The 21,868-nt window shown below is 69.6% G+C and carries 22 protein-coding genes; 11 read left to right on the top strand and 11 right to left on the bottom strand.

Translation table 11 applies throughout. The features are described 5' to 3' along the window. Window positions 1–7: 7 nt before the first annotated feature. Genes IEY84_RS11625 through IEY84_RS11610 form a run of 4 tightly spaced genes read right to left on the bottom strand, consistent with a single transcriptional unit; the run spans window position 8 to window position 2,616 of the window. Window positions 8–403 (bottom strand): 4'-phosphopantetheinyl transferase family protein, encoded by a 396-nt coding sequence (locus tag IEY84_RS11625; protein WP_183547269.1) that lies wholly within the window; start codon window positions 401–403, stop codon window positions 8–10. Continuing rightward, the gene (locus IEY84_RS11620) at window positions 403–1,149 is read right to left on the bottom strand and encodes an SDR family NAD(P)-dependent oxidoreductase (RefSeq protein WP_183547266.1); all 747 of its coding nucleotides are present in this window, start codon (window positions 1,147–1,149) and stop codon (window positions 403–405) included. The genes IEY84_RS11625 and IEY84_RS11620 overlap by 1 nt, the downstream gene beginning before the upstream one ends. Then, complete coding sequence (locus IEY84_RS11615) at window positions 1,142–2,368, bottom strand: AMP-binding protein (protein ID WP_183547263.1); 1,227 nt, start codon at window positions 2,366–2,368, stop codon at window positions 1,142–1,144. The genes IEY84_RS11620 and IEY84_RS11615 overlap by 8 nt, the downstream gene beginning before the upstream one ends. Continuing rightward, complete coding sequence (locus tag IEY84_RS11610; RefSeq protein ID WP_183547259.1) at window positions 2,365–2,616, bottom strand: phosphopantetheine-binding protein; 252 nt, start codon at window positions 2,614–2,616, stop codon at window positions 2,365–2,367. Before IEY84_RS11610 ends, IEY84_RS11615 begins: the two co-directional genes overlap by 4 nt. Before the next feature lie 100 nt (window positions 2,617–2,716). On the opposite strand from IEY84_RS11610, the gene IEY84_RS11605 reads away from it, so the two are divergent. Then, complete coding sequence (locus IEY84_RS11605) at window positions 2,717–3,253, top strand: GNAT family N-acetyltransferase (RefSeq protein WP_183547256.1); 537 nt, start codon at window positions 2,717–2,719, stop codon at window positions 3,251–3,253. Beyond that, window positions 3,253–4,308, top strand: a complete 1,056-nt coding sequence (pseI, locus tag IEY84_RS11600) for a pseudaminic acid synthase (protein ID WP_183547253.1) — start codon at window positions 3,253–3,255, stop codon at window positions 4,306–4,308. The genes IEY84_RS11605 and pseI overlap by 1 nt, the downstream gene beginning before the upstream one ends. Before the next feature lie 61 nt (window positions 4,309–4,369). Here pseI and IEY84_RS11595 read toward each other — a convergent pair whose 3' ends face one another. The 3 genes from IEY84_RS11595 to IEY84_RS11585 all read right to left on the bottom strand — a co-directional run bounded on the left by IEY84_RS11595 (window position 4,370) and on the right by IEY84_RS11585 (window position 6,315). Continuing rightward, window positions 4,370–4,642, bottom strand: a complete 273-nt coding sequence (locus IEY84_RS11595; RefSeq protein WP_183547250.1) for a hypothetical protein — start codon at window positions 4,640–4,642, stop codon at window positions 4,370–4,372. Window positions 4,643–4,679: 37 nt separating this feature from the next. Further along, a complete protein-coding gene (locus tag IEY84_RS11590) occupies window positions 4,680–5,003 on the bottom strand; it encodes a hypothetical protein (protein WP_183548114.1) in 324 nt (107 codons plus the stop codon). Between the two features lie 238 nt (window positions 5,004–5,241). Beyond that, complete coding sequence (locus tag IEY84_RS11585) at window positions 5,242–6,315, bottom strand: PseG/SpsG family protein (RefSeq protein WP_183547247.1); 1,074 nt, start codon at window positions 6,313–6,315, stop codon at window positions 5,242–5,244. Between the two features lie 111 nt (window positions 6,316–6,426). Here IEY84_RS11585 and pseB point away from each other — a divergent pair, with 111 nt between their 5' ends. From pseB to IEY84_RS11565, 4 genes are read left to right on the top strand one after another with little or no spacing between them, the layout of a single operon-like run. Beyond that, the gene (gene pseB / locus IEY84_RS11580; protein WP_229788603.1) at window positions 6,427–7,461 is read left to right on the top strand and encodes a UDP-N-acetylglucosamine 4,6-dehydratase (inverting); all 1,035 of its coding nucleotides are present in this window, start codon (window positions 6,427–6,429) and stop codon (window positions 7,459–7,461) included. Window positions 7,462–7,463: 2 nt separating this feature from the next. Then, on the top strand, window positions 7,464–8,585 hold the full coding sequence (locus IEY84_RS11575; RefSeq protein WP_183547244.1) for an aminotransferase class I/II-fold pyridoxal phosphate-dependent enzyme: 1,122 nt from the start codon (window positions 7,464–7,466) through the stop codon (window positions 8,583–8,585). Continuing rightward, window positions 8,582–9,316 (top strand): cytidylyltransferase domain-containing protein, encoded by a 735-nt coding sequence (locus IEY84_RS11570; RefSeq protein ID WP_268244444.1) that lies wholly within the window; start codon window positions 8,582–8,584, stop codon window positions 9,314–9,316. Before IEY84_RS11575 ends, IEY84_RS11570 begins: the two co-directional genes overlap by 4 nt. A 60-nt stretch (window positions 9,317–9,376) precedes the next feature. Then, window positions 9,377–10,522, top strand: a complete 1,146-nt coding sequence (locus tag IEY84_RS11565) for a hypothetical protein (RefSeq protein ID WP_183547239.1) — start codon at window positions 9,377–9,379, stop codon at window positions 10,520–10,522. Window positions 10,523–10,541: 19 nt separating this feature from the next. Here the strand turns inward: IEY84_RS11565 and IEY84_RS11560 are convergent, their stop codons facing one another. Then, window positions 10,542–12,854: a hypothetical protein gene (locus IEY84_RS11560; protein WP_183547236.1), complete on the bottom strand. Its 2,313-nt coding sequence runs from the start codon at window positions 12,852–12,854 to the stop codon at window positions 10,542–10,544. A gap of 73 nt (window positions 12,855–12,927) precedes the next feature. Here IEY84_RS11560 and IEY84_RS11555 point away from each other — a divergent pair, with 73 nt between their 5' ends. The 5 genes from IEY84_RS11555 to IEY84_RS11535 are packed head-to-tail and all read left to right on the top strand — an operon-like array spanning window position 12,928 to window position 18,190. Continuing rightward, window positions 12,928–13,926, top strand: a complete 999-nt coding sequence (locus IEY84_RS11555; RefSeq protein WP_183547233.1) for a glycosyltransferase — start codon at window positions 12,928–12,930, stop codon at window positions 13,924–13,926. After that, window positions 13,923–14,933 carry an NAD-dependent epimerase/dehydratase family protein gene (locus tag IEY84_RS11550; protein ID WP_183547230.1) on the top strand — a complete coding sequence of 337 codons (1,011 nt, stop codon included), beginning with the start codon at window positions 13,923–13,925 and terminating at the stop codon, window positions 14,931–14,933. Before IEY84_RS11555 ends, IEY84_RS11550 begins: the two co-directional genes overlap by 4 nt. Beyond that, window positions 14,930–15,682, top strand: a complete 753-nt coding sequence (locus IEY84_RS11545) for a class I SAM-dependent methyltransferase (protein ID WP_183547227.1) — start codon at window positions 14,930–14,932, stop codon at window positions 15,680–15,682. Before IEY84_RS11550 ends, IEY84_RS11545 begins: the two co-directional genes overlap by 4 nt. A gap of 37 nt (window positions 15,683–15,719) precedes the next feature. Beyond that, entirely contained in the window at window positions 15,720–16,559 is an 840-nt protein-coding gene (locus tag IEY84_RS11540; RefSeq protein WP_183547224.1) for a hypothetical protein, read from the top strand. After that, complete coding sequence (locus tag IEY84_RS11535; RefSeq protein ID WP_183547221.1) at window positions 16,556–18,190, top strand: hypothetical protein; 1,635 nt, start codon at window positions 16,556–16,558, stop codon at window positions 18,188–18,190. Before IEY84_RS11540 ends, IEY84_RS11535 begins: the two co-directional genes overlap by 4 nt. 179 nt (window positions 18,191–18,369) lie before the next feature. Here the strand turns inward: IEY84_RS11535 and IEY84_RS11530 are convergent, their stop codons facing one another. The 3 genes from IEY84_RS11530 to IEY84_RS11520 are packed head-to-tail and all read right to left on the bottom strand — an operon-like array spanning window position 18,370 to window position 21,711. Then, window positions 18,370–20,673, bottom strand: coding sequence for a glycosyltransferase family 2 protein (locus tag IEY84_RS11530; protein WP_183547218.1), 2,304 nt, complete (start codon window positions 20,671–20,673; stop codon window positions 18,370–18,372). Then, a complete protein-coding gene (locus IEY84_RS11525) occupies window positions 20,666–21,040 on the bottom strand; it encodes a hypothetical protein (RefSeq protein ID WP_183547215.1) in 375 nt (124 codons plus the stop codon). The genes IEY84_RS11530 and IEY84_RS11525 overlap by 8 nt, the downstream gene beginning before the upstream one ends. Next, on the bottom strand, window positions 21,031–21,711 hold the full coding sequence (locus tag IEY84_RS11520; protein WP_221209000.1) for a glycosyltransferase family 29 protein: 681 nt from the start codon (window positions 21,709–21,711) through the stop codon (window positions 21,031–21,033). Before IEY84_RS11520 ends, IEY84_RS11525 begins: the two co-directional genes overlap by 10 nt. Window positions 21,712–21,868: the final 157 nt, after the last annotated feature.

Below are 21,868 nucleotides of genomic sequence, written 5' to 3'. Positions count from 1 at the left end.
CGGAGGATTATGGCGAGTATGTGAACTGACCGGAAACTCGCGGCTTCCCGGCCTCCGTCGAGGACCAGCCGACCGACACCACGATCCCGCCCGACAGGCGTACGGTGCTCAGTCTCACTCCCGTGCCGGCATCACCAGCCGCCATCAGGTCCACCAGGTCGACCACACCTCGGCCGGTGAGCTTCGCGACGCACTCGGCGCGGGTCCATCGCTCCCAGAACCTGTCGGTTCCGAACCGCCTCGCGAGGGCAGCAGGGACCTCGCGGGGCACCTCTGCGTCGACGGCGACCGGGACGTCGTAGGAGCCGGTCCAGGCGACGACCCGACCGTCGTGGAGGTGGCTGCGGGCGCGGTGGCCCGCGAGCTCGGCATCGCTGCCGACGCTGAGCAGGCCAGAGAGCATCAGATCGAGCCGCCGCCGTCGATGACGATCGACTGGCCGTTGATGTTGGTCTGCTCGAGCAGCAGCATCCGTACGGTCGGGACGACGTCCTCGGGCGTGGTCATCGCGCCTGAGGGGGTGCGCCGCGCGATCGACTCGAGCTGGTTCGCACCGAGCACCGCGGACATCTCCGAGGCGAAGAACCCGGGAGCGACCGCGTTGACCAGCACCCGGCCGCCGAGCTCACGGGCCAGCGAGCGGGTCGCCGCGTCGAGGCCGCCCTTGGTGGCCGAGTAGGCCACCAGGCCCTGATAGCCGCGCTGACCACAGATCGAGGTCACGTTGACGACCCGACCCTTCAGACCCTTGCCGATCAGGCGCCGCAGCACGAACCGGGTCAGCACCAGGGGCGCGGTCAGGTTGGTCTCGATGATCTGCGCGATCCGGTCGGAGGACGTGTGCACGTGCAGCGAGTCCTGCCCGATCGCGGCGTTGTTGACCAGGCCGTCGATGACGCCGAGCCTCGCCTCGACCTCCTTGACGAACGCCTGGGCGGCCTTCTCGTCGGTCACGTCGACCGAGCCGAAGTGGGCCTCCTCAGGGTATTTCGACGCCAGCTTCTCGAGCTCGGGCGTCACCGTGCGCGCGAAGGCCGCGACCTTGACGCCGCGCTCGAGCAGATCGGCGACGATCGCGAGGCCGAGGCCGCGTGAGGCGCCGGAGACCAGCACGACGGAGGCGGGCGGGACGGGTTCGAAATCAGACATCGCTCTTCAGCGTCTCCTTGGCCGGGATCTCGGCAAGCATCTTGATACGCCGGGGCACGGCGTACTCGGGCAGTCGCTCGGCCGCCCAGCGGGTCAGGTCGTCGGCGCTCACGTCCGTGCCCGGTCCGGCGACCACGTCGGCGACGACCATGGTGCCGACCAGCGGCGCCTTCCGGCCGCGTACGGCCGCCCAGGCCACCTCGGGGTGGGACTGCAGCAGGTCGCGGACAGCACCAGCAGAGACCTTGGAGCCGCCGACGTTGAGCTCGTCGCGGTCCAAGCGTCCGGTGACCAGCACGCGGCCGTCCTCGATGCGGGCGGCATCGCCGGTGCGTACGGCCCCGGCCAACTCAGCGCCCGAGGCGTCGGTGCCGTGGTGCGGGGAGGTGATCACCAGCTCACCGTCGACGACCGCCAGCCGGGGACGGCCGGGGACGTCACGGTCGAGCCAGTCCACCGGGAACCCGGCGCGGCCGTCGTGGACGACGATCGAGGCACCGACCTCGGAGGAGGCATAGATCCAGGAGACGCGCGCGTCCGGGAAAGCCTCGCTGAGCTGCGAGAGCACCGCCTGGTCGACCGGTTCGCCACCGAGCGTGATCTGCTTGAGCTGCAGCTTCTGCAGGTCGGCGCCGTGACGCATCAGCGTACGTCGCCAGAACGTCGGGGTCCCGGACACCGCGGTCACGCCGTGCTCGAGCGCGGGCGACACCCAGTCGTCCAGGTCGGCCGGGTCGACGAGCACCAGGTCCTGGCCGGGCACGCCGAGCCCGAGGGTGACCACCTGCCACCACGCATAGGTGCCGGGCGAATAGGGGCAGAGCCAGGTGCGCGGGGCCAGCTCGCCGGTCACGGTCGAGAGCGTCTCCAGGGTGTGGCCGACCCGCTTCGGCCGGCCGGTCGACCCGGAGGTGAGCAGCCAGACCCGGCCGTCGTCGGCCGGACGCGGGCTGGTCGCCGCCCGCAGGTCATCGCCGACAGCGACATCGAAGCCCGCCGCACGCAGCTCCTCGGCAAGCGACTCGTCGAGCCGTCCCGATGAGATCACGAGCAGCTCGCCCCCGTCGGCCAGGCCTGCGACCGCGGGCAGCGCCTCGATGCTGCGCTCGACCGCGTACGCTGTCGGCGACTTCCGCGGCCCGGCGGATCGTTGCGCGAGCTCACGCCACGTCGCCCGAGCACCGGTCCCGGCGTCGATGACGAGGTTGTCGCCGATCACTGCCCCTGGATCTCCACGAGCAGGTCGAGCACGTCGCCGATCGTTTCGATCGAACGAAGCCCGGCCGCCTCGAAGTTGAGCTCGTCCCCGATCTCGTCCTCGACCCGGAGCGCGAGCTCGGAGAAGTCGAGGGAACGGAACCCGATGTCGGCCAGCTTGGCGGCGTCGTCGGCCGGAAGGGTCTTCCCCTGCACGGCCAGCACCTCGCCCATGAGCTTACGGATCGCCGGGCGGTCGAGAGTCTCCATGGCCTCGGACCATATCGTGACGCCCGAGAGTTGAATCCCCCACGGGTCCGGAACAGGTGAGTAACGTGAGGGCGCATTCCCACGACGTCTGAGGAGACCGATGCTACGACGGGCGACCGCCGCCGACCTGCCGAACATGCTGGCCTGGCGCAACCAGGAGGCCAACCGTTCGGTGAGCATCAACCAGCATCTGATCACCGCCGACGAGCACACCGCCTGGTGGTCCCGGGTCGTCCAGGACCCGACCCGGCGCGTGCTGATGTTCGAGTACGCCGGCCGCCCCCTCGGCGTGGTCACCTTCTTCGACCACGACCCGGGTGCCAGGTCCGCCTCGTGGGGCTTCTACCTCGACCACGACGGCACCACCGCCGACGGCACCGCGCTGATGGCGTGGACCAAGATCATGCGGGAGGCCGTGACGTACGCCTTCGCTCCCGAACCGGACGGGCTCGACGTCGACGTCTTGGAGGGCGAGGTGCTCCCCCACAACGAGTCCGTGCGCGCCATGAACCGCCGGCTCGGGTTCACCGAGGGCGAGCCCTATGAGCAGACCGTCGGCGACGACCTGGTGACCGCGATCCCGGTCAGGCTGCACCGCGACGACCGACCGACCCGACGTTCTGCCAAGGAGCAGTGATGACCCACCACGAGATCACCGTCGGGGACCGCACGATCGGTCCCGGCCACGAGCCGTTCGTGATCGCGGAGATGTCCGGCAACCACGGCGGCGACCTGGAACGCGCGCTCGACATCGTGCGGGCCGCGGGCGAGGCCGGCGCGCACGCGCTCAAGATCCAGACCTACACCGCCGACACCATCACCCTGGACGTCGACAGTCCCGCCTTCCGGCTCTCCGCGGACCACCCGCTGTGGCCCAACCGCCGCCTGCACGAGCTCTACGAGGAGGCGCACACGCCATGGGAGTGGCACGAGCCGATCTTCGCGCTGGCGAGCGAGCTCGGGATGGTGCCGTTCAGTGCCGCCTTCGACCCGACCGCGGTCGACTTCCTGGTCGGGCTCGGCGTCCCCATGCTCAAGTCGGCCTCCTCCGAGATCACCGACCTGCCGCTGGTCCGCGCGATCGCCGAGACGGGGCTGCCGACGATCATCTCCACCGGCACGGCCACGCTCGCCGAGATCGATGCGGCGGTGCGTACGGCACGGGCGACCGGCAACGACGACCTCGTCGTCCTGGCCTGCACCGCGTCCTACCCCGCTCCCCCGGAGGCCTCCAACCTCCGCGGCATCCCGGTGCTGCGCGACGGCCTCGACGTCGCCGTCGGCCTCTCCGACCACACGCTCGGCATCGGTGCCTCGGTCGCCGCCGTCGCCCTCGGCGCATGCGTGATCGAGAAGCACATCACGCTCTCGCGCCAGGACGGCGCCGTCGACTCCGACTTCTCCCTGGAGCCGCACGAGTTCGCCTCGCTGGTCAGCGAGACGAGGATCGCCTGGCAGGCGCTCGGCGAGGCCCGGATCGGCCCGAAGACTGTCGAGCGGGAGGGGCTGCGCTTCCGTCGTTCGCTCTTCGTCACCCGCGACGTGCGTGCCGGGGAGAAGGTCGGCCCGGACAACGTACGCTCCGTCCGCCCCGCCGACGGCCTCCCACCGGCCGACGTCGACATCGTCCTCGGCCGCACCTTCACCAAGGACGCCCCAGCCGGGACGCCGCTCAGCTGGGACCTCGTCTGACCATCGCGGGGAACTCGCAGCGAGTAGCAAGCGCCTTGGACCGGCTGGCTGACCTGGCCGATCAGGATGCGTAGCGTTGCCGGACAGCCTCGCCGGTGGTGCCGATGGCCTCGCCCAGCTCACGCCACGATAGGTGGGCGTCCCGGCCGGCACGGACGGCCTCGGCCAGCTCCTTCTCCGCAGCTGCGCGGCGGAAGGCGGCCAGCTTGACCGCCATCAACGGCGGCAACGGCGCCTCTAGGTCCTCCGCGGTTGGTTCGTGGTCATCGTTCTCGAACTTGTCGGCCAGCTCATCAGCATGCGCGATCAGGTCGGCCAGGGATCGTCTCGTCATCTCTGTCACCACCCTCCTGGGTCTTGGTCTCGTCGTTTCATCTCAGGTATTTACTGCGTGCGGGGCGCATCGCGTGCACGACCGCAAACTCCCCACCCCACCAGATCACCGCACCCACCTCACACAGCACACCTGCACGATCGGGGCCGATGAACATCACCATGTCGTCGTCCTGACGCACCTGCCGGATCGCGAAGCGAAGCACATGCAGCATGTCCTCTTCCGCAACCCCGTGTCGGTGAGCCGACTCCAACACGATCGGCTCGTGCAACCCCTCCTCACCGGACTCGACCTCGTCTCTCCCCGGGTCGCCGGCACCATCCACACTCACAAGATTACTTGCCGCAAGATACTTTGCCAACAGCGGTCGTGCTCGTATCGCGAACAGGCATGCGGCGATCGGATCAGCACCGATGGCGCACACAGTTGACGCAGAGACCGGCTCGGCGCAGGCGATGACTCAGAGTGGCCTTGTCCAACTGCGTGCATCGAGACACACAGTTGGGCCCCTGGCCGCGGGCCGCACGCGGCACGTCGCCTCGCCATAAACGAACTGTGTGCCAGGCCGGCGGCAGCGCGTCCCCGGAGCGTCGGGGCTGTTACCGCCACGCTGTCCGAGGGCGCGGGTCCCGTTCGCGGTCGAGGGCCATGAGCGCGCCGGCGACCCGCGTGGCGCCCCGGCCGTCGACCGTGGCCCAGCAGGCGGCGCGCAACCGTTCCCGCAGACGTACGTCGCTCAGGAGGCCGCGCAGCCGAACGACAGCGCCCTCGGGATCGCTGTCGAGCTCACCCAGGGTCGCGATCCCGACGGCCAGCGACTCCTCGTCCATCCGGACGTACGCGTCCTGTTGGTTGTCGGCGACGCAGACGAACCCGACCGCGGCCCCGAGGCAGAAGAGCTCCCAGGCCGAGGTGCCGGCGGCGCTGAGCACCACGTCGGCGTCGGCGACCAGCTCGGCCAGGGCGTCGGTCGGCCCGATCACGTGGATGAGCTGGCCCGGCGCCGGCGCGATGGCCGCGATCTCCTCGGCCAACGACGGGGTGGCGGCGATGGCGGTCAGCTCCACAGGAACGCCCGTCCGCGCGACCAGGCGCACGACTCGAGGTGAGACCCCGAAGGCGTCCGTCCCGCCGAAGAACGCCAGCACCCGCGGCGGCGAGTGCTCGGCGACGGCAGGCTTGGGCGCGGCAGGCCGTTGTCGGACGATGTCACGTCGCTGCTGGGCATAGTCGAGCCCGCCGAGATGCCTGGACCCCTCCGGGAGCACCCAGGCCGAGGTCTCCGCGCCCAGGTTCTGGTCGAGGTAGAGGTCGGCGACGCGTCCGCGCGGGTCGCCGTCGGTGAGCGCCAGCAGGGGCCAGCGGTCCCGCAGGTCGGCGTAGAACGGCACCGGGAGGAGGTAGGAGTCGACGACCACCGACGACGGCTCGAGGCGGAGGAGAGTGTCGAGGAGGTCACCCGGCTCCGCGATCTCGATCCTCCGCTGCCGCACCTGCTCCGCTGCCCAGGGCACCCGGTCCAGCTCCGCGACCATCACGACACGTACGCCTCGGGCGACGAGCTCCTCACCGAGGGCCAGGCAGCGCATGACGTGCCCGATCCCGACATCGGGACCGGCATCGCACACCAGGGCCACGCAAAGACCTTCGGCCTCGACCGATCCCACGGACATGTATGCGCAACCTCTCGGATTCGTCCGTTTCGGCGGACGGCACGGCATGTGTCACCTTTTGCGCGCCGTGTCGTTGGCGCACCAGTGAGGCCCAGAGTAGAGAGCATCCCCGTGACAGTGCCCAATTCGGACGTTCAAGAGTCCGACGCCCCGATCGACCATCCCCTCGATGGCGCAAGCATCCTGGTCACCGGCGGGACGGGTTCGTTCGGAAAGGCGTTCATCCGCCACGTCCTGGACAACCACAACCCGAAGCGCGTCGTCATCTACTCCCGTGACGAGCTCAAGCAGTACGAGTGCCGCCAGCTGTTCGGCAACGACCCGAGGCTCCGCTGGTTCATCGGCGACGTCCGCGATCGCGACCGCCTGTACCGAGCACTCCACGGCGTCGACTACGTCGTCCACGCCGCGGCGCTCAAGCAGGTCGACACCGGGGAGTACAACCCGTTCGAGTTCATCAAGACCAACGTGCTGGGCTCGCAGAACGTCGTCGAGGCCTCGATCGACTCCGGTGTCAAGAAGGTCGTCGCGCTCTCGACGGACAAGGCCTCCTCGCCGATCAACCTCTACGGCGCGACCAAGCTGACCGCCGACAAGATCTTCATCCTCGGCAACAACTACGCCGCCTCCTACGAGACCCGGTTCGCCGTGGTCCGCTACGGCAACGTGACCGGTTCGCGCGGCTCGATCATCCCGAAGTGGAAGGCGATGGCCGAGCGGGGCGAGGCGCTCGGGATCACCGACATGCGCTGCACCCGGTTCCTGATCACGCTGCCGCAGGCGGTGCAGATGGTGATCGACACCTTCGACCTGATGCAGGGCGGCGAGCTCCTCGTCCCGCACATCCCCTCCCACAAGGTCGTCGACCTGGCGAAGGCGGTTGCCCCCGACGCGAAGCTCGTCGACATCGGGCTCCGCCCCGGCGAGAAGCTCCACGAGGAGATGATCAGTCCGGAGGAGGGCCGCCGCGCGGTCAGCATCCGCGACGGGAAGTACTACGTGATCGAGCCGGAGAACCCGCAGTGGGGCTACAAGCCGATCATGGACGCCGTCCCGGTCCCCGCCGGCTTCCACTGCGCCTCGGACAAGAACGACATCTGGTACGACGCCGACGACCTCCGCAAGGTTCTGGAGTCGGGGATCTGAGCATGCTGCCGTACGGCCGCCAGTCGGTCTCCGAGGAAGACATCGAGGCCGTCACCGCGATCCTGCGCGGCGACTGGCTCACCACCGGCCCGACGGTCGCCGCGTTCGAGAACGCGCTCTCCGAGACTGTCGGCGGGCACCGAGCGGTCTCGTGCACCTCCGGCACGGCCGCCCTCCACATCGCGTACGCCGCTGCAGGCGTCCGCTCGGGCGACCAGGTGATCACCACGCCGATGACCTTCGTCGCCACCGCATCGGGGGCCTCGCTGCTCGGCGCACAGGTGCTCTTCGCGGACGTCGAGGAGGACACCGCCCTCATCGACCCGGCAGCGGCGGACGCCCTCGCGACCGACCGCACCAAGGTCATCGCCGCGGTCGACTACGCCGGCCACCCGGCCGACTACGCCGCGCTGCAGCCGATCGCCGACCGGGTCGGCGCGCTGACGCTCGACGACGCGGCCCACTCGATCGGCGGGTTCTCCGGCGGGCGTCCCGTCGGAGACCTGGCCGACCTGACCACGCTCTCGTTCTTCCCGACCAAGAACCTCACCACCGCCGAGGGTGGCGCGGTCGTCGCCAAGGACCCCGCCGTCGCCCAGCGGGCCCACGAGTTCCACTTCGTCGGCCTGATGCGTGATCCCGACCGGTTCCGGATCGAGGACGAGGGGCCGTGGCATCAGGAGGTCCACGAGTTCGGTCTCAACTACCGCCTCACCGACCTGCAGTGCGCCTTCGGCCTCTCCCAGCTCAACCGCCTGGCCGGGTTCAAGCAGCGGCGCGCCGAGATCACCGCCCGCTACAACGCCGCGCTCGCCGACGTCGACGGCCTGCGGATCCCGGTCCAGCGCGAGGGCGTCGACCCGGCGTGGCACCTCTATCCGGTGCGCATCCTCGAGGACCGTCGGCGCGAGGTGTTCGAGAAGATGCGGGCGGCCGGCATCGGCGTACAGGTCAACTACATCCCGGTCTACTGGCACCCGGTCTACGCCGACCTGGGATACCGCCGCGGGATGTGCCCGAACGCCGAGGCGTTCTACGCCGAGGAGCTCTCCCTGCCGCTTTTCCCCGACCTGACCGACGACCAGGTCGACGAGGTCGTCGAGACGCTGATCGGGATCCTGTGACCACCGCTGCGAAGACCGCTGTCATCACCCAGGCACGCATGACCAGCACCCGCCTGCCGGGCAAGGTGCTCGAGGAGGCGGCGGGGGTCACGATGCTCGAGCACCACCTCGCCCGCCTCACCGCCGCCGGGCTTCCGGTGATCGTCGCGACGACCACCAACGAGGCCGACGACCCGGTCGCCGTACTGGCCGAGAAGCTCGGCGCCGGCGTCGTGCGCGGCAGCGAGCCCGACGTGCTGTCCCGGTTCGCGCTGGCGGTGCGGGAGTTCCAGCCCGAGGTCGTCGTCCGGGTGACCAGCGACTGCCCCTTGATCGACGGCGAGGTCGTACGCCGCGGCATCGCCGCCTGGGCCGCCGCCGACGATCCCGCGCTCTATGCCAGCAACGCCCTGGAGCGCACCTACCCGCGCGGGCTCGACTTCGAGGTCTTCTCCGCGGCGGCCCTCCTGGAGGCCGACCGGCTCGCCACCGAGCCGGCCCACCGCGAGCACGTCACCCCGTGGCTCTACACCGACGACGCCCGGCCCAAGCTCAACCTGCCGTGGGAGCGGGACGCCTCGGCGTACCGGATCACCCTCGACACGCCAGAGGACCTGCGGCTGCTGCGGACCCTCATCGAGGACCACGACGCTCACCGTCTCGACACCAGTGGCCTCGTCGCCCTCCTGGAGGCCCATCCCGAGCTGGTCGAGATCAACGCTCAGATCGAGCAGAAGAAGCTCGGCCAGTAAGATCCAGGCACACAGGGGACGTCGCACCCTCCATCCTGGCAGCGGCACTTGGAGCGTTTCATGCAGAAGACTCTGATCGTCCATTCCGGCACCTTCAAGACCGGGAGCACGGCGATCCAGACCTTCCTCGCCCGCGCGAGCCGCGAGGGGAAACTCCCTCCCGAGGTGGCCTACCCCACGATCGGCCGGGGCGAGCACAGCATTCAGCACCAGAACCTCTATTCCCAGCTCCTGGGCGAGGTGCTCTTCTCGCCCGCCCTCGGCACCTGGGAGCAGCTCGTCGAGTCGATCGCCTCCGGCAGCGCGGAGACCACGGTGATCTCGTGCGAGGCGTTCTCGATGCTGAAGCCCGAGCACATCAAGACGATCGGCGAGTACGCGCGCCAGGCGGGCGCCAAGGTCCGCTGGGTCCACTACGTTCGCGACCAGGCCACGTTCTACAACGCCTTCTACGTCGAGCGGCTGATGGTGATGCGCCCTGAGCACGCCGAGCTGGTCGATCTGCCCTTCGAGGACTTCCGCGAGTGGTCGCCGCTCGACATGAGCTTCCTCCGTTACGGCGAGTTCGCGGACACCATCACCGATGCCATCCCCGGGGTCGACCTCAGGCTTCGTCCCTTCATCCGCAAGGAGCTCCGTCACGGGAACGCCGTCGCGGACTTCCTCGAAACGTGCGAGCTCCCGATCCAGGGCGAAGGCGCCGGCACGAGCAACGTCGGGTCCGGCTGGCGCACCGTCGAGACCGCGCGCCACTTCGCTCCCATCGTGGCAGCGGCACCGATGCGTGGCCGGCTCCGGGGCGCCGACTCCTGGAAGGCCACCCGGCTGAGGTGGATCCAGATCATCCGGGGCGACTACGTCACGCTGACCACCCGGCTGGGCTGGAACAACTCCAGCGCTGTCTACATGACCCCAGAGTTCCGCCGGCAGCTCCTCGACGAATACCGCGACGACAACCTCACCATCGGCAAGCTCGGTGGGTTCTCCTTCACCGACATGATCGAGCAGAGCAGCTTCCCCGACTACAACATCGGCGACTACTCGACCATCCCGGGCGACGAGGTGATGCAGGTGATGAAGCTGGTCATGCAGGGCCTGCACACCATCCCGGAGGAGATCCAGGAAGAGGTCGAGGCCGGCCGCGCTCGCCGGCGGGAAGCAGCCACCCCGCGGCGCAGGTCGCTTCGCAGCATCCTGCGCCGTTGACCGGACCGTGCCGGACCGGTCAACGGCCGCCGCTCGTGTCCAGGTCGAACACGGAGTACAGCCCGCCCTTGAAGCGCGGCTGACCGAGCTCGCGCCGCAGGCCGGGGAGGTCGGCTCGATAGCGGCGGTCGACGACGAGCCAGTCGACGCCATGGTCGTCGCGAAGCGTGGCGATCGTCGTCGGTGACGGGTGCGTGATGGCGGCGTCGTTGGCCTCGAGCAGCTCCGGGTCCCAGAAGGGCAGATACGCGGAGTTGTTGAGATCCGTGGACGGCTGCCCGACTACCAGCGGGTCGATGTAGGCCCAGCCCTCCACCAGGACCCGGCGCTCGGCGTACCCGGCGATCCAGAAGTTGCGGCGGTCGCAGTCCGGCACGGGCAGGCCGATGCAGTGGGCGTTGGTCGCGATCAGCTCGTCCGGCTGCGAGTGGTCGCGGACGAAGCGGGCGGCGGCGACGCCACCGGGGCCGATGATGTCGGTGGCGGGAGCGCGGGGAAGCGAGGGGCCGGCCACGGCGAGGGCGACGGTCTGCGGGGCCCCGGCGAGCAGGACCCCCATCATCAACGCCGCGACGACCGGGAGCGAGGCGATCGCCGCGCGCTTGGCATAGACGAGCACGAGGGCGACGGCGACCGCGAGCACCAGCAGCCCGATGACGAGCTGGGTCAGCAACGTCGAGGTGAAGACCGAGCCGTCCGCCGGCATCGCATCGCCCACCAGCAGCCTCGCGGTCACGAGGGCGAGGCCGCCGACAGCGGCGCAGCCGACGAGCCGGGCCCCGTCGCGCCACGACAGGTCCTCGGGGACGATGTCCGACAAGGAGACGGCCATGGCCACGGCGATGAACCCGCTGGCGCCCAGGAGGAAGTAGGCCTGGCTCAGCGCCGGATGGCTCAGGACCATCAGTGCCCCCGCGCCGGCAGCCCAGGGCGCCGCCAGGAACACGAACTCGGGCCGTCGCCAGCTGCCGCGCACCAAGGCGATGATCACCGGCACGGCAGCCAGGACGAACCCGACGGTGAAGCAGATCCAGATCGATACCGGCGCAGACCCGGGGAGGGTCTCGCCCTCCGGCAGCATCAAGATGCCCAGCCGTTGGACGGTGCTTCCGTTCAGGTCGATCGTCGTCGCCCGGGTGCCGCCGCCGTAGAAAACTTGCTGCGCAACCAGGAAGACGACGACGGCCGATCCGAGCAGGGCACCGAGCGTGCGGACCGGCTGCTTGCGGCGGAGGACGGCCGCGACCACGAGCGCGAGCAGCAGTCCGGCGATGATCGTCGGCAGGGCGGACGACTTCGCACCGGCCACGGCGACCATGACGACGACCGTCAGCAACCACGGCCGCCACTGCCACCGCTCCCGCCGGATCATCTCGACGATCAGCACCATCAGGACCATCTGGAGCGGCATCACGAAGGCGTGCGTCGGGCTGTAGAACGCGCGGGTGACCGAGTCGAAGGCCAGCTGCGCCGGGCTGACCAGGCTCGTCCAGCCGAAGAAGTCCGGTGTGGCTCCCATGGCGAGGACGAGGGCGGCGACGAACCCGGGCCAGGCCCGTCCGGTGAGACGTGTGGCCGCTGCGTACGCACCACCGACCGTGAGCAGGACGAGCAGCGCGATCGACAGGCTGCGCAGGAGCACGACGAGCTCGATGTGGGTGACCGTCGCCGCCGAGGCCAGGTGGACGTAGCCCAGCCAGTGGTAGAAGAGCGGCGTGCCCTCCACCCACGGCATCTGGGCGGGAAAATGGTGCAGCAGATCACCGGCGATCGCGAGGTGGAAGGGCTCGTCGACGTACGGCGCTCGCAAGGCGTCGAGCGGTCGGTAGGTCCACATCTGCTTGGTCACCAGAAGGAGCTGTACGCCCGCCACCGCCGCACCTGCCCACGACCACAGGCTCGCCCGTCCGATCACCACAGGCCCGACCCGGCGCCGGCGCCAGACGACGATCAGCGCGCCGACGAGCACGGCGACCGGATAGCCGTAGATCAGCTGGGTGAGATCGAACAGCCGCAGCAGCACATAGAGCGGAGCCTCGAGGACGAGCCCGAGGATGGTGCCGAGGATCAGGTCGTTGCCGAGACCGGGTCCGGGCTTGGCGACCGCTCGCCACACCACGGTGCCCGGGAAGGTGAGGAATGCCAGGACGTACGCGGTGAAGAGCAGCGCGTCGCCGAGGCCGACTCCGGCGACGCGCATCGCGAGGACGAGCGTCGCGACGACGACCAGCGTGCCCGGGAGAAGCCCGGACCAGGACCTCCCCGACGACCTGCGGTCCGAGGACGACATCGTCTCTGGGGCGGCGCCTACGGTTGCCGGGTCAGCAGTCACGCGGGTGATCATGCCAACAAATCGCCTACACCAAGTACACCGAACCCCCTCCGGATGCGCTATTTTCCTAGCGATGTCCCTCACCCACACCGTCTCCGTCGTCATCCCGGTCTACCGCGGTGCCGAGACACTTCCGGACGTGGTGAGCGAGATCGTCGAGCTCGCCGAACCGTTCGTCACCCCGAACGGCCACGAGGGACGCGTCACCGAGGTCCTGCTGGTCCACGACCACGGTCCGGACAGCTCGGACGTGGCCATGCGACAGCTCGCCGAGAAGTACGACATCGTTCGCCCGGTCTGGCTGAGCCGCAACTTCGGCCAGCACGCCGCCACCTTGGCCGGCCTGGCCTCCTCCGGCTCGGACTGGATCGTCACGATGGACGAGGACGGGCAGCACGACCCTGCGTACATCCTGCCGATGCTGGACACCGCGCTCGGTGAGCAGGCCGCGCTCGTCTACGCCCGCCCCACCAACCCGGCACCCCACGGGCCGGTGCGCAACCTGGCCTCGCGCGGATCGAAGGTCCTCATCGACCGCGTCATGCCTGGCGGACGCGCCCGGCAGTTCAACAGCTTCCGGCTGATCCTGGGCGAGTACGGCCGCAGCGTGTCCGCCTACGCGGCCAACGGGGTCTACCTCGACGTCGCGCTGAGCTGGGTCATCTCCGACGTGGCGACGTGCCCGGTGGAGCTGCGCGAGGAGGGCGAGAGGCCCTCCGGCTACAGCTACCGCTCGCTGATGTCCCACTTCTGGCGGATGGTGCTCACCGGCGGCACGCGTCTGCTGCGTACGGTCAGCGTCTGCGGGGCGCTGCTCGCCACCTCCGGCATCGTGCTCGCGGTCGCCCTCGTCGTCGCTCGTCTCGCCGGCGGCGTCGACGTCCAGGGCTGGACCTCCCTGATGGCGGCCATCCTGGTCTGCTCCGGCGCGATCATGCTCACCCTCGGGGTGATCGCCGAATACCTCGGCATGGCCGTCAACATGGCCATGGGCAAACCGCTGTACGTGGTCGTCAGCGACCCGGCCAACGGTCCGCTCCGCGACGGCCCCGTGCCCGGTCGCCTCGAATGACCGAAGCCGGCTCCTCGAGCAGACCGCCGACGCTCGTCGTCGGTGGTGGCGGCCTGCTCGGTCGTCACGTGCGCGCCGCCCTGGAGCGGTCGGGGGCACCGGTCAGCACGGTGAGCGTGCCGTGGCACGACCCGATCGCTGCCCGCGACGTGTTGAGGTCCGAGCTCACCGAGTTCCTCGGCTCGGCGTCCGCGGCCGGCGGCCGGGTGAACATCGCCTGGTGCGCGGGCGCCGGCATCGTGGCCACGCCGGCGGACGAGCTCGCGACCGAGGTGTCGCTCTTCCGCGAGGTGCTCGGGGACCTGCGTACGGCGCTGCGGCCCGACATCCGCCTCGGGTTCTTCTTCGCCTCCTCGGCCGGAGGCGTCTACGCTGGTTCGTCCGATCCCCCGTTCACCGAGCACTCCGAGCCTCGGCCGCTGGTGGCGTACGGCAGGGCCAAGCTGGCGATGGAGGAGGCGCTGACCGAGTTCTGCGCCGAGACCGGAGCCGTCGCGCTGCTCGGCCGGATCACCAACCTCTACGGGCCCGGCCAGGCGCTCTCCAAGCCCCAGGGTCTCGTCTCGCAGCTGTGCCTGGCTCACCTGCGGGGCACCCCGCTGCCGGTCTGGGTCTCCTTCGACACGATCCGGGACTATCTCTACGTCGGTGACTGCGCCGAGATGGTCGTCAGCGCCCTCGACGGCCTTCCCGAGCAGGCCCGGCGCTCCGGGACGAACGCGGTCGTCAAGATCCTCGCCACCGGCACCGGGGTGACCCTCGCAGCCGTCGTCGGAGAGACCAACCGAGTCTTCAGACGCCGCGCCAGGCTACGGCTCCCGGGGGCCGGCACCCCCAGCCACACCCGCGACCTGCGGGTCCGCAGCGTCGTCTGGCCGGAGCTCGGGCAGCGGTCGCAGACACCTTTCTCCGTCGGCGTGCGTCGCACCGCCGATGAGATCGCGGCGGCCTACGCTGCCGGCACCTCCGCACTCCCGACCCACGTGAGCGAGATCTCCATCCGATGATCCAGACGGACAAGCAGGCAGTCGGCGGGTCCCCTTCGATCGCCCAGAGCGACTACTGGTGGTACCGGGCGCGCACCCGGATCCTCGAGACCGTCATGAAGCCGTACGTCGGGACCCCGCGCCGCCTGCTCGACGTCGGCAGCGCCGACGGACCCAGCGTGACTTGGCTCGAAGGCACCGCCGAGCAGCACGTCTCGCTCGATGTCGACCCGCGCGGGCTGGCTGAGGGCGGCGTGTGCGGCTCCGCGACCGGGCTGCCCTTCGCCGACGGCTCCTTCGACGTGGTGGCCGCTTTCGACGTCATCGAGCACTGCGACCCCGAGGCCACCGCGCTGGCCGAGATCGAGCGCGTCCTCGCTCCCGGCGGCCGCTTCCTGATGTCCGTGCCGGCGTACGCCTGGGCCTGGACCAGCCACGACGACCACAACCACCACTACCGGCGCTACACCCGGCGGCGGGCGGTCGAAGCGGTCCGGGGCGCGGGACTCGTGCCGCTGCGCGCGACGTACGGCTTCACCGGCACGTTCCCGATGTTCGCCGCTCAGCGCCTGGTCACGCGGTTCAAGGAGCGCGACGCAGGCGCTGTCCAGCAGCTTCCCGACGGCGCTGTCGCCCCGCTCCCCGAGGTCTCCCCCGCGATCGAACGGCTCCTGCTGGGTGCCACCCGCATCGACGAGCGGCTCCTGCCCGCGCTCGATCTTCCGTTCGGTTCCTCGGTGCTGGTAACGGCACTCAAACCTCATCGTTGAACCTGCACGACGTTCGCTAGCTCTCGGAGACTGACACTTGGACACGAGCAATCACTGGTACGGACACGCCCACATCCTGTCGGAGTACTGCGGCCTCTCCTTCGAGGAGCCGCGTCCGATCTGGGGTGTGCTCCAGCACGGCTGGAACCTTCTCCATGGGTTCGGTCCGGGTCATGCTCCGCCCTACGGGTTCCCGAAGTTCGTCTGGTCGCACGCGAACCTGCGCCGAGCGCAGGCGATCGGCTGGCGTGACTACGCCGTGATCGGCGCGCCGTGGAACTACCTGCTCGAGCTCAAGAAGGACACCGAGCCAGTCCCAGAGGCCGCCGAACGTGAGGGAACGATCTTCTACCCGTTCCACACCTGGGACCACGGCCAGGTCAGCGGCGATCACGACCGGCTGATCGCTGAGATCCGGGACACCGAGGACGGTCCGGTGACCGTCTGCCTCTACTGGATCGAGTACGAGATGCCGGAGGTCCGTCGCCGTTACGAGGACGCCGGCTTCCGAGTCATCTGCCACGGCCGCCGCGGGACGCTGCGGCAGGGCACGGACACCCGCTTCCTGCACAAGCAGTACGCCGAGCAGATCCGTCACCGTCGGGTCGCCTCGAACCGGCTGACCACGGCGATCTTCTACGGCGCCTCGGTCGGCTCCGAGGTCGCGGTCTACGGCGACCCGATGACCTTCTCCGACGTCAGGGACGCCAGCGTGAGGGACGGGAACGAGCAGGCCAGACGGCTGTTTCCGGAGTTCCACGGCGTAAAGACCGACGCAGAGGAAGTACGCGCCACCACCGTGCGCGAGCTCGGGCTGGACGCGATGGCGTCTCCGGCCGAGCTGCGCGCACTCTTCGGATGGGAGATCACTGGATGAACGACATCGACACCGTCGCGAAGAGCGCCGCCTACGAGGTCGTCTCGGGAGACATGTACGACTGGTCGGACCTGACCGATGCACGAGCGCTCCCTCATGGGCCGGTCCTGACCCGATTCGCCGTCGCGACCGCGAGCGATGCCGCGCACCTCCTCGTCGTCGGTCCGCACCACCTCGACCTGCTCGATGCCGTCGTCGGCCTGGCCTCGAGGACGACCCTCGTCCTCCGGACACACACCGATGCGCAGCTCGTCTCCGAGCGGTACGCCGACAGGACGGTCGACGTCGTCTGCGGCGACCTCCGCTCCTGGACCCCCGACCAGCCGGCCGACGCCGTGCTCGCGCTGGACGGGTTGGGACGGGTCACGACGATCGACGCGGCCCCGGTGGACTGGCACACGATCTCGGTGCACCTCGCCCGTCTCACCACACGCGACGCTCGTCTGAGCGTGGTCGTCCCCAACCCCGGGTCCCCGCTGGCACAGCTCAGGGCCGTCACACCCGAAGCCTCCAACGAGGACGCCGACTGGTCGTTCCCGATCCACGATCGTGCCCACCCGCGCGGCCTCGCGGACGCGAGCGCGCGGTTCGCAGGTCGCGGCTACACCCTGTGGCCCGACGTGGACGCGCCCACCCTGGCCGCGACGCCTGACGCCTGTACGGTGGCGCTCGCCATCGCTCACGGCCGCCCCGTCGACACCCCCACGCTGCGCGAGCTCCAGCCCGTCCTGGCGCAGGCTCTGGACACCTTGGGGACCGCGGCAGCGGCCGGTGGTTGGTTGGTGACGCGAACCGCCGACGCGATCCCCGCGGTCCTGGGAGTCGATCGGAGCGGCAACGAGACGTCCTGGACCGCTCCCGACCGGTCCTGGCTGGTCGAGGCCATGCGCGACTCGGCACGACGGGACGCCGCAGGACTCCGCCGCCACGTACGCCGGCTGCGCGACGCGGTCGACGGTGACCCTGAGCGATGGCGCGGTCTCCAGGCCGACGAGATCGGCCTCGATGCCGGCCAGGTCGTCCCTCTCCACGACTCGGCGGTGAAGCTCGGTGAGACCGCCGAGGAGATCTTCCTGGGGCTGTTGGACGAGCTCGCTGCCTACCTCTGTGTCGCCGGGTGGCGTCACCCCTGGCCCGCCGGCCGCGGGCGGGACGAGCTCACCGTCCTGCTCGCCGCGACCGTCGAGACGGTGACGACCCCGGCAGACGTACGTCAGGTACGCGGCCGGCGCGAGGCCGCGCTCTCGTCGAACGGGATGACTCCGGTGTTCGCACGCCGGACGTCGCCGGCAGAGGCAGACACCAGCGAGCTGCGGAAGCTGCTGGACGAGAACGAGGCGCTTCGCGGTCAGGTGACCTGGTTCAAGCAGCAGATGCGTCAGCGCCAGACGATGACCCATGAGGTCCGCACAGCAGCCCGACGCGACGTCGCGGCCCTGAACGGCCGGATCAAGGACTTGGAGGAGCAGCTGAGCGCTCGCGAGGCCACCTCGATCAGCCGGGTCGCCCAGCGCGCCTCGACCGTCCCCGGGCGGGCCCGTGCTCGCCTCGGACGCCTCCCCGGGGCTCGACGCGCGGCTCGGCTGCTCCGACGGGCCCTCGGCCGGCTCCGGCGCGCGATCCGGCGTTAGCCGCTCGTGCCGGTCACACCTCGGCGGGCGTGGCCGGCGCAGTGGCGCGTCCTGGAAGTTCCTGGATGCTTGGCGTCGTCAGGGTGCGTGCATCGCAAGGCAGGCGTCGCGAAGTCATACCGGGCGTCTTCCGAGCGGCGCCAACGCCGCGACGTGCGTGCCATGGCGGCGCGAAGCGCCTAGGAACTTCCGGGACGCGCCACTAGCCTCAGATGGATCTCGTCCGACCAGCCGAACTCGAGCTTCGCGGGCTCGTGAGCGGCGGGCTGAGGCACCCGTTCACCGAGCTCACGGGACACCACGATCGGCTTGTGCTCGCGGGCGTCCAGCAACGACCACGACGACGTCGCGCACCCACCGTGATCGGCCGCGGCGCTGCGTACCGCCTCCACGGGCACGGTGATCAGGAAGACCCCGTCCCGATCGACCACGTCCAGCGAGACATCGAGGGGCTTCGTCGGAGTCGGCCAGGTCCGGAGCACCGCTCCGGTGGACTCCAGCCGGGGACCGTCCGGACCACGCAGGATCAGCTCATCGGCCTGCCACCACGCGTCGTGAACGACCGGACGGTCGTGGGCCGCGGTGATGACGAAGGAGCCGTTCGGGTCGCGGGTGGCGTTTACGGCGCGGCCCTTCATCAGGGATCGAGAACCGAGGAAGTCCGGATGAACGGGTAGTGGCGACGTACGCCCCTTCCGGACCAGCTTCACCCGGGTCGGCACGATCTCCTCCATGGGCATGTCCATCCCGGACTTCTCCAGGACGGCGTCGACGGGCACCGTCAACCGCCACGGGGTGATGCCTCGGTCGCCCCGGTCGCCGATCGTCAACGGATGAGTCGCCACCGAACCGCTGCGGTCGGTGAGCGTCAGCTCTGCATGCTCGGGCGCGTGTCCGCGGAACGCACCCCGGATCTCGATCTCGTCGCCGAGGTCCGTGGTGTGGTCCACCCACGCGTCCGGAAGGTCGCGAACCGTGATCCCGAAACCACCCGGGAGCCGTCCGGGGCGGCACCAGCGGTTGCCGATACGCCGCCAGCCCTGCCACCGCTCCCGCCCGTCTCCCGACGTCGCCACCTGGATCACGTCGCGAACGTCGCGGTTGCGGAGGCTGACCATGAGACGCCACTGGCGGTCGCCCGACAGGCGGGATGGGTCGATGCTCAGCTCGAGCGTGGACCTGTCCGTCTGCCCGAACGCGATCGCCCGCGGCCTCGACACGTGGTCGACCGGGACCTTGACGCCGGCAGGGCTCTGCAGCCACACCTTGAAGCGCGTTCGTGGCGCGAGCGGAAGGGTGTTGACACCGATGTTGACCCGGACAGCGACCCGGGACCCGCTCCACCATGCCTCCGTCGCCACGGCCTTGGGCTTCAGGTAGGCCGGGGCCAGGCGGAAGAGCGAGTCGGGGGCCCCGACTGCGGGGTCCTCGAAGGAAGGGAGCTTCGCGTACCAGCCGTCCCTCCGTCGGGCCAGAGGCGCCTGGGTGCCGTTCTCGGCTCGGTAGCGGGTCAGCTCCGTGAGCGCGCCACGTCGACGACGCTTCAGCAGGTCGAACACGAGTCGCTCGTACGGTCCTTGGCGGTCGAGGATCTTGTCGTCGATCCGCGCCAGGTAGCGCGCGGCGAGGTCGAAGATGCGGCCGGCCTCGTCGGCCGGATGGTCTTCGATCGACCGGGCGAGCACCTGGACGTCCGTCGCGGTGAGGTGCGACTTCACCAGGTCGGCGAGGTAGGGAGCGTGCTCCTCGACCATCTCGAACAGCATCTCGGCAGAACGTACGCGGTCCTCGAGGTTGTCGAGATGCCAGTGGCTCTGCGTGATCGACGCCTCTCCGCCGTCACGGTGCCGCCAGTAGTAGATCGGCTCGGCGAGGACATCGACCTGCCGGGCGCGGATGTGCGCGGCCAGGGCTACCGGATAGTCCTCGTAGAGCATGTCCGGGTAGCTGAGGCCGGCCGAGTCCCAGAAGTCGCGCCGATAGACCTTGTTCCAGATGTAGCGATCGATGCCCAGGACATGGGTCCGGCGGCAGTGCGTGGCCAGGCGGGTGGTGACGAACGGCCGCCGGTGAGACCACGACTGCCACACCGACACCGAGTCGAAACGGCGCGCGTTGCCCGCGACGAAGTCGGAGCCCGTCTTGGCCAACGTCTCGGTCATGAGCTCGTACGCATACTCCGGCACGTAGTCGTCGGCGTCCACGAACGCCAGGAGGTCGCCGCTACTGTTCTCGACGCCGATGTTCCGGGCGACGCCGACGCCGACCTTCGCCGAGGAGACCACCCGGAACCGGGGATCGATCGAAGCGAACCGGTCCGCGATCTCGGCGGATCCGTCAGTGGACGCGTCGTCGACCATGACCACCTCGAAGTCCGAGAAGGTCTGGGTCCGCAGCGACTCCAAGCACGTCTGGAAGTACGGCTCCACGTTGTGGAACGGAATGACGACGCTCAGTCCGGGCCGCGACCTGTCCTCAGCCAACGCGATTGCCGTCCTCGAGTCGTCGCAACCGCTCCTCGAAACGCGTGGCTGCGGTGATGCGGGCGCGCACCTGCTCCTGTTGACGCTGGATCTCGGCCCAGATCGAGGCGGTGTCGACGTTCCCGCCCGACGGTCCGGTCGTCCCGAGGTGACCGCGCTCGACGACTTCGCGCAGGCTCTCCAGACGCGCCTCGAGAGCCGCCACCTGCGGGCTGACCCGAGCGAGCTCGCGCTCCAGGTCGCCGATGCGGACCCGCTGTCGGTCCGTGATCGCCCGCAGCTCCTCGATGATGGCCCGTGATTCCTCCGCCTCAGCAGCGGATCTGACCTTCTTGATGACCTCGCCGCGCAGTCGGTTCAACGCCATAGAGATACCCGTTCCTCCTTGAGCCATTCGGTCATCACACGCGCCTCTGCCTCGATCCGGTGCTCCCGTGCCACCGGCGAGGACCCGCCGACCTGATAGGTCCACTCCGTCTGCGCGGGATCGTCGACGAACGAGAATCCGGCCAGTCGTATGTCGGCCTCCGGGAACAGATTGACCGCCAGCCATGCGGCCGTGAAGCCCGTGGTCGGCGCCAGCTTCTCGGTGCGCCAGGGGATGTCGAGCTCATCGCCGATACGGGGAAGCACCTCCGCGTTGGGGAGGGGCACGAACCCCAGATCGGGCGGCCACGACATCGGCCACACCTCGGGACGACCGTGGAAGCGCATCGGCTCGGCGAGGAGGTAGAGACGCTCGCGATAGCGATCGAAGGTGAACTGCGTCGGGCGGGTGATCCGGTTCCAGACCACCACGTCTGTCCGCGATCCCTGGACACGCGGTTGGCCGGGAGCGTCCAGCACGAAGCTGTTGACCCGGATGACCAGATCCGAGTCGTCGATCGTCTGCGCCCGGACGTCGTTGGGGGCCAGCGGAGCATTTCCGAGGACGGCGACCGAGGTGACGGGGGTGTTCCTGGCGTAGGAGGCCATCAGGTCGCGTAGGTGGACGAGGCCTTCAGTGATCGTGACTGCCCTTTCGGCGATCAACGTCACCGGTGTCCCCCTTCCAACGACTCTCGTCGCAGCGTCACCACAGTTCGCTGGGACGCGACAGATGCGTTACCCGTTCCGGAAAATCCTAACGAGCCAGTCGCCCGGCAGTTACCCACCCGAGTACCTGTTTGGGTATCGGGGCGCTATTTCACGCGCG

Source organism: Nocardioides albus (genome assembly GCF_014648255.1).
GTDB lineage: Bacteria > Actinomycetota > Actinomycetes > Propionibacteriales > Nocardioidaceae > Nocardioides > Nocardioides albus.
The sequence above is the reverse complement of the archived record's forward strand: the minus strand, read 5'-3'. Positions and strand labels throughout refer to the sequence as shown.

Coding starts and splice junctions, on each gene's coding strand:
- IEY84_RS11625 (WP_183547269.1), bottom strand. CDS start 403: ATGCTCTCTGGCCTGCTCAGCGTCGGCAGCGATGCCGAGCTCGCGGGC.
- IEY84_RS11620 (WP_183547266.1), bottom strand. CDS start 1,149: ATGTCTGATTTCGAACCCGTCCCGCCCGCCTCCGTCGTGCTGGTCTCC.
- IEY84_RS11610 (WP_183547259.1), bottom strand. CDS start 2,616: ATGGAGACTCTCGACCGCCCGGCGATCCGTAAGCTCATGGGCGAGGTG.
- IEY84_RS11605 (WP_183547256.1), top strand. CDS start 2,717: ATGCTACGACGGGCGACCGCCGCCGACCTGCCGAACATGCTGGCCTGG.
- pseI (WP_183547253.1), top strand. CDS start 3,253: ATGACCCACCACGAGATCACCGTCGGGGACCGCACGATCGGTCCCGGC.
- IEY84_RS11595 (WP_183547250.1), bottom strand. CDS start 4,642: ATGACGAGACGATCCCTGGCCGACCTGATCGCGCATGCTGATGAGCTG.
- IEY84_RS11585 (WP_183547247.1), bottom strand. CDS start 6,315: ATGTCCGTGGGATCGGTCGAGGCCGAAGGTCTTTGCGTGGCCCTGGTG.
- IEY84_RS11575 (WP_183547244.1), top strand. CDS start 7,464: ATGCTGCCGTACGGCCGCCAGTCGGTCTCCGAGGAAGACATCGAGGCC.
- IEY84_RS11565 (WP_183547239.1), top strand. CDS start 9,377: ATGCAGAAGACTCTGATCGTCCATTCCGGCACCTTCAAGACCGGGAGC.
- IEY84_RS11555 (WP_183547233.1), top strand. CDS start 12,928: ATGTCCCTCACCCACACCGTCTCCGTCGTCATCCCGGTCTACCGCGGT.
- IEY84_RS11550 (WP_183547230.1), top strand. CDS start 13,923: ATGACCGAAGCCGGCTCCTCGAGCAGACCGCCGACGCTCGTCGTCGGT.
- IEY84_RS11545 (WP_183547227.1), top strand. CDS start 14,930: ATGATCCAGACGGACAAGCAGGCAGTCGGCGGGTCCCCTTCGATCGCC.
- IEY84_RS11535 (WP_183547221.1), top strand. CDS start 16,556: ATGAACGACATCGACACCGTCGCGAAGAGCGCCGCCTACGAGGTCGTC.
- IEY84_RS11525 (WP_183547215.1), bottom strand. CDS start 21,040: ATGGCGTTGAACCGACTGCGCGGCGAGGTCATCAAGAAGGTCAGATCC.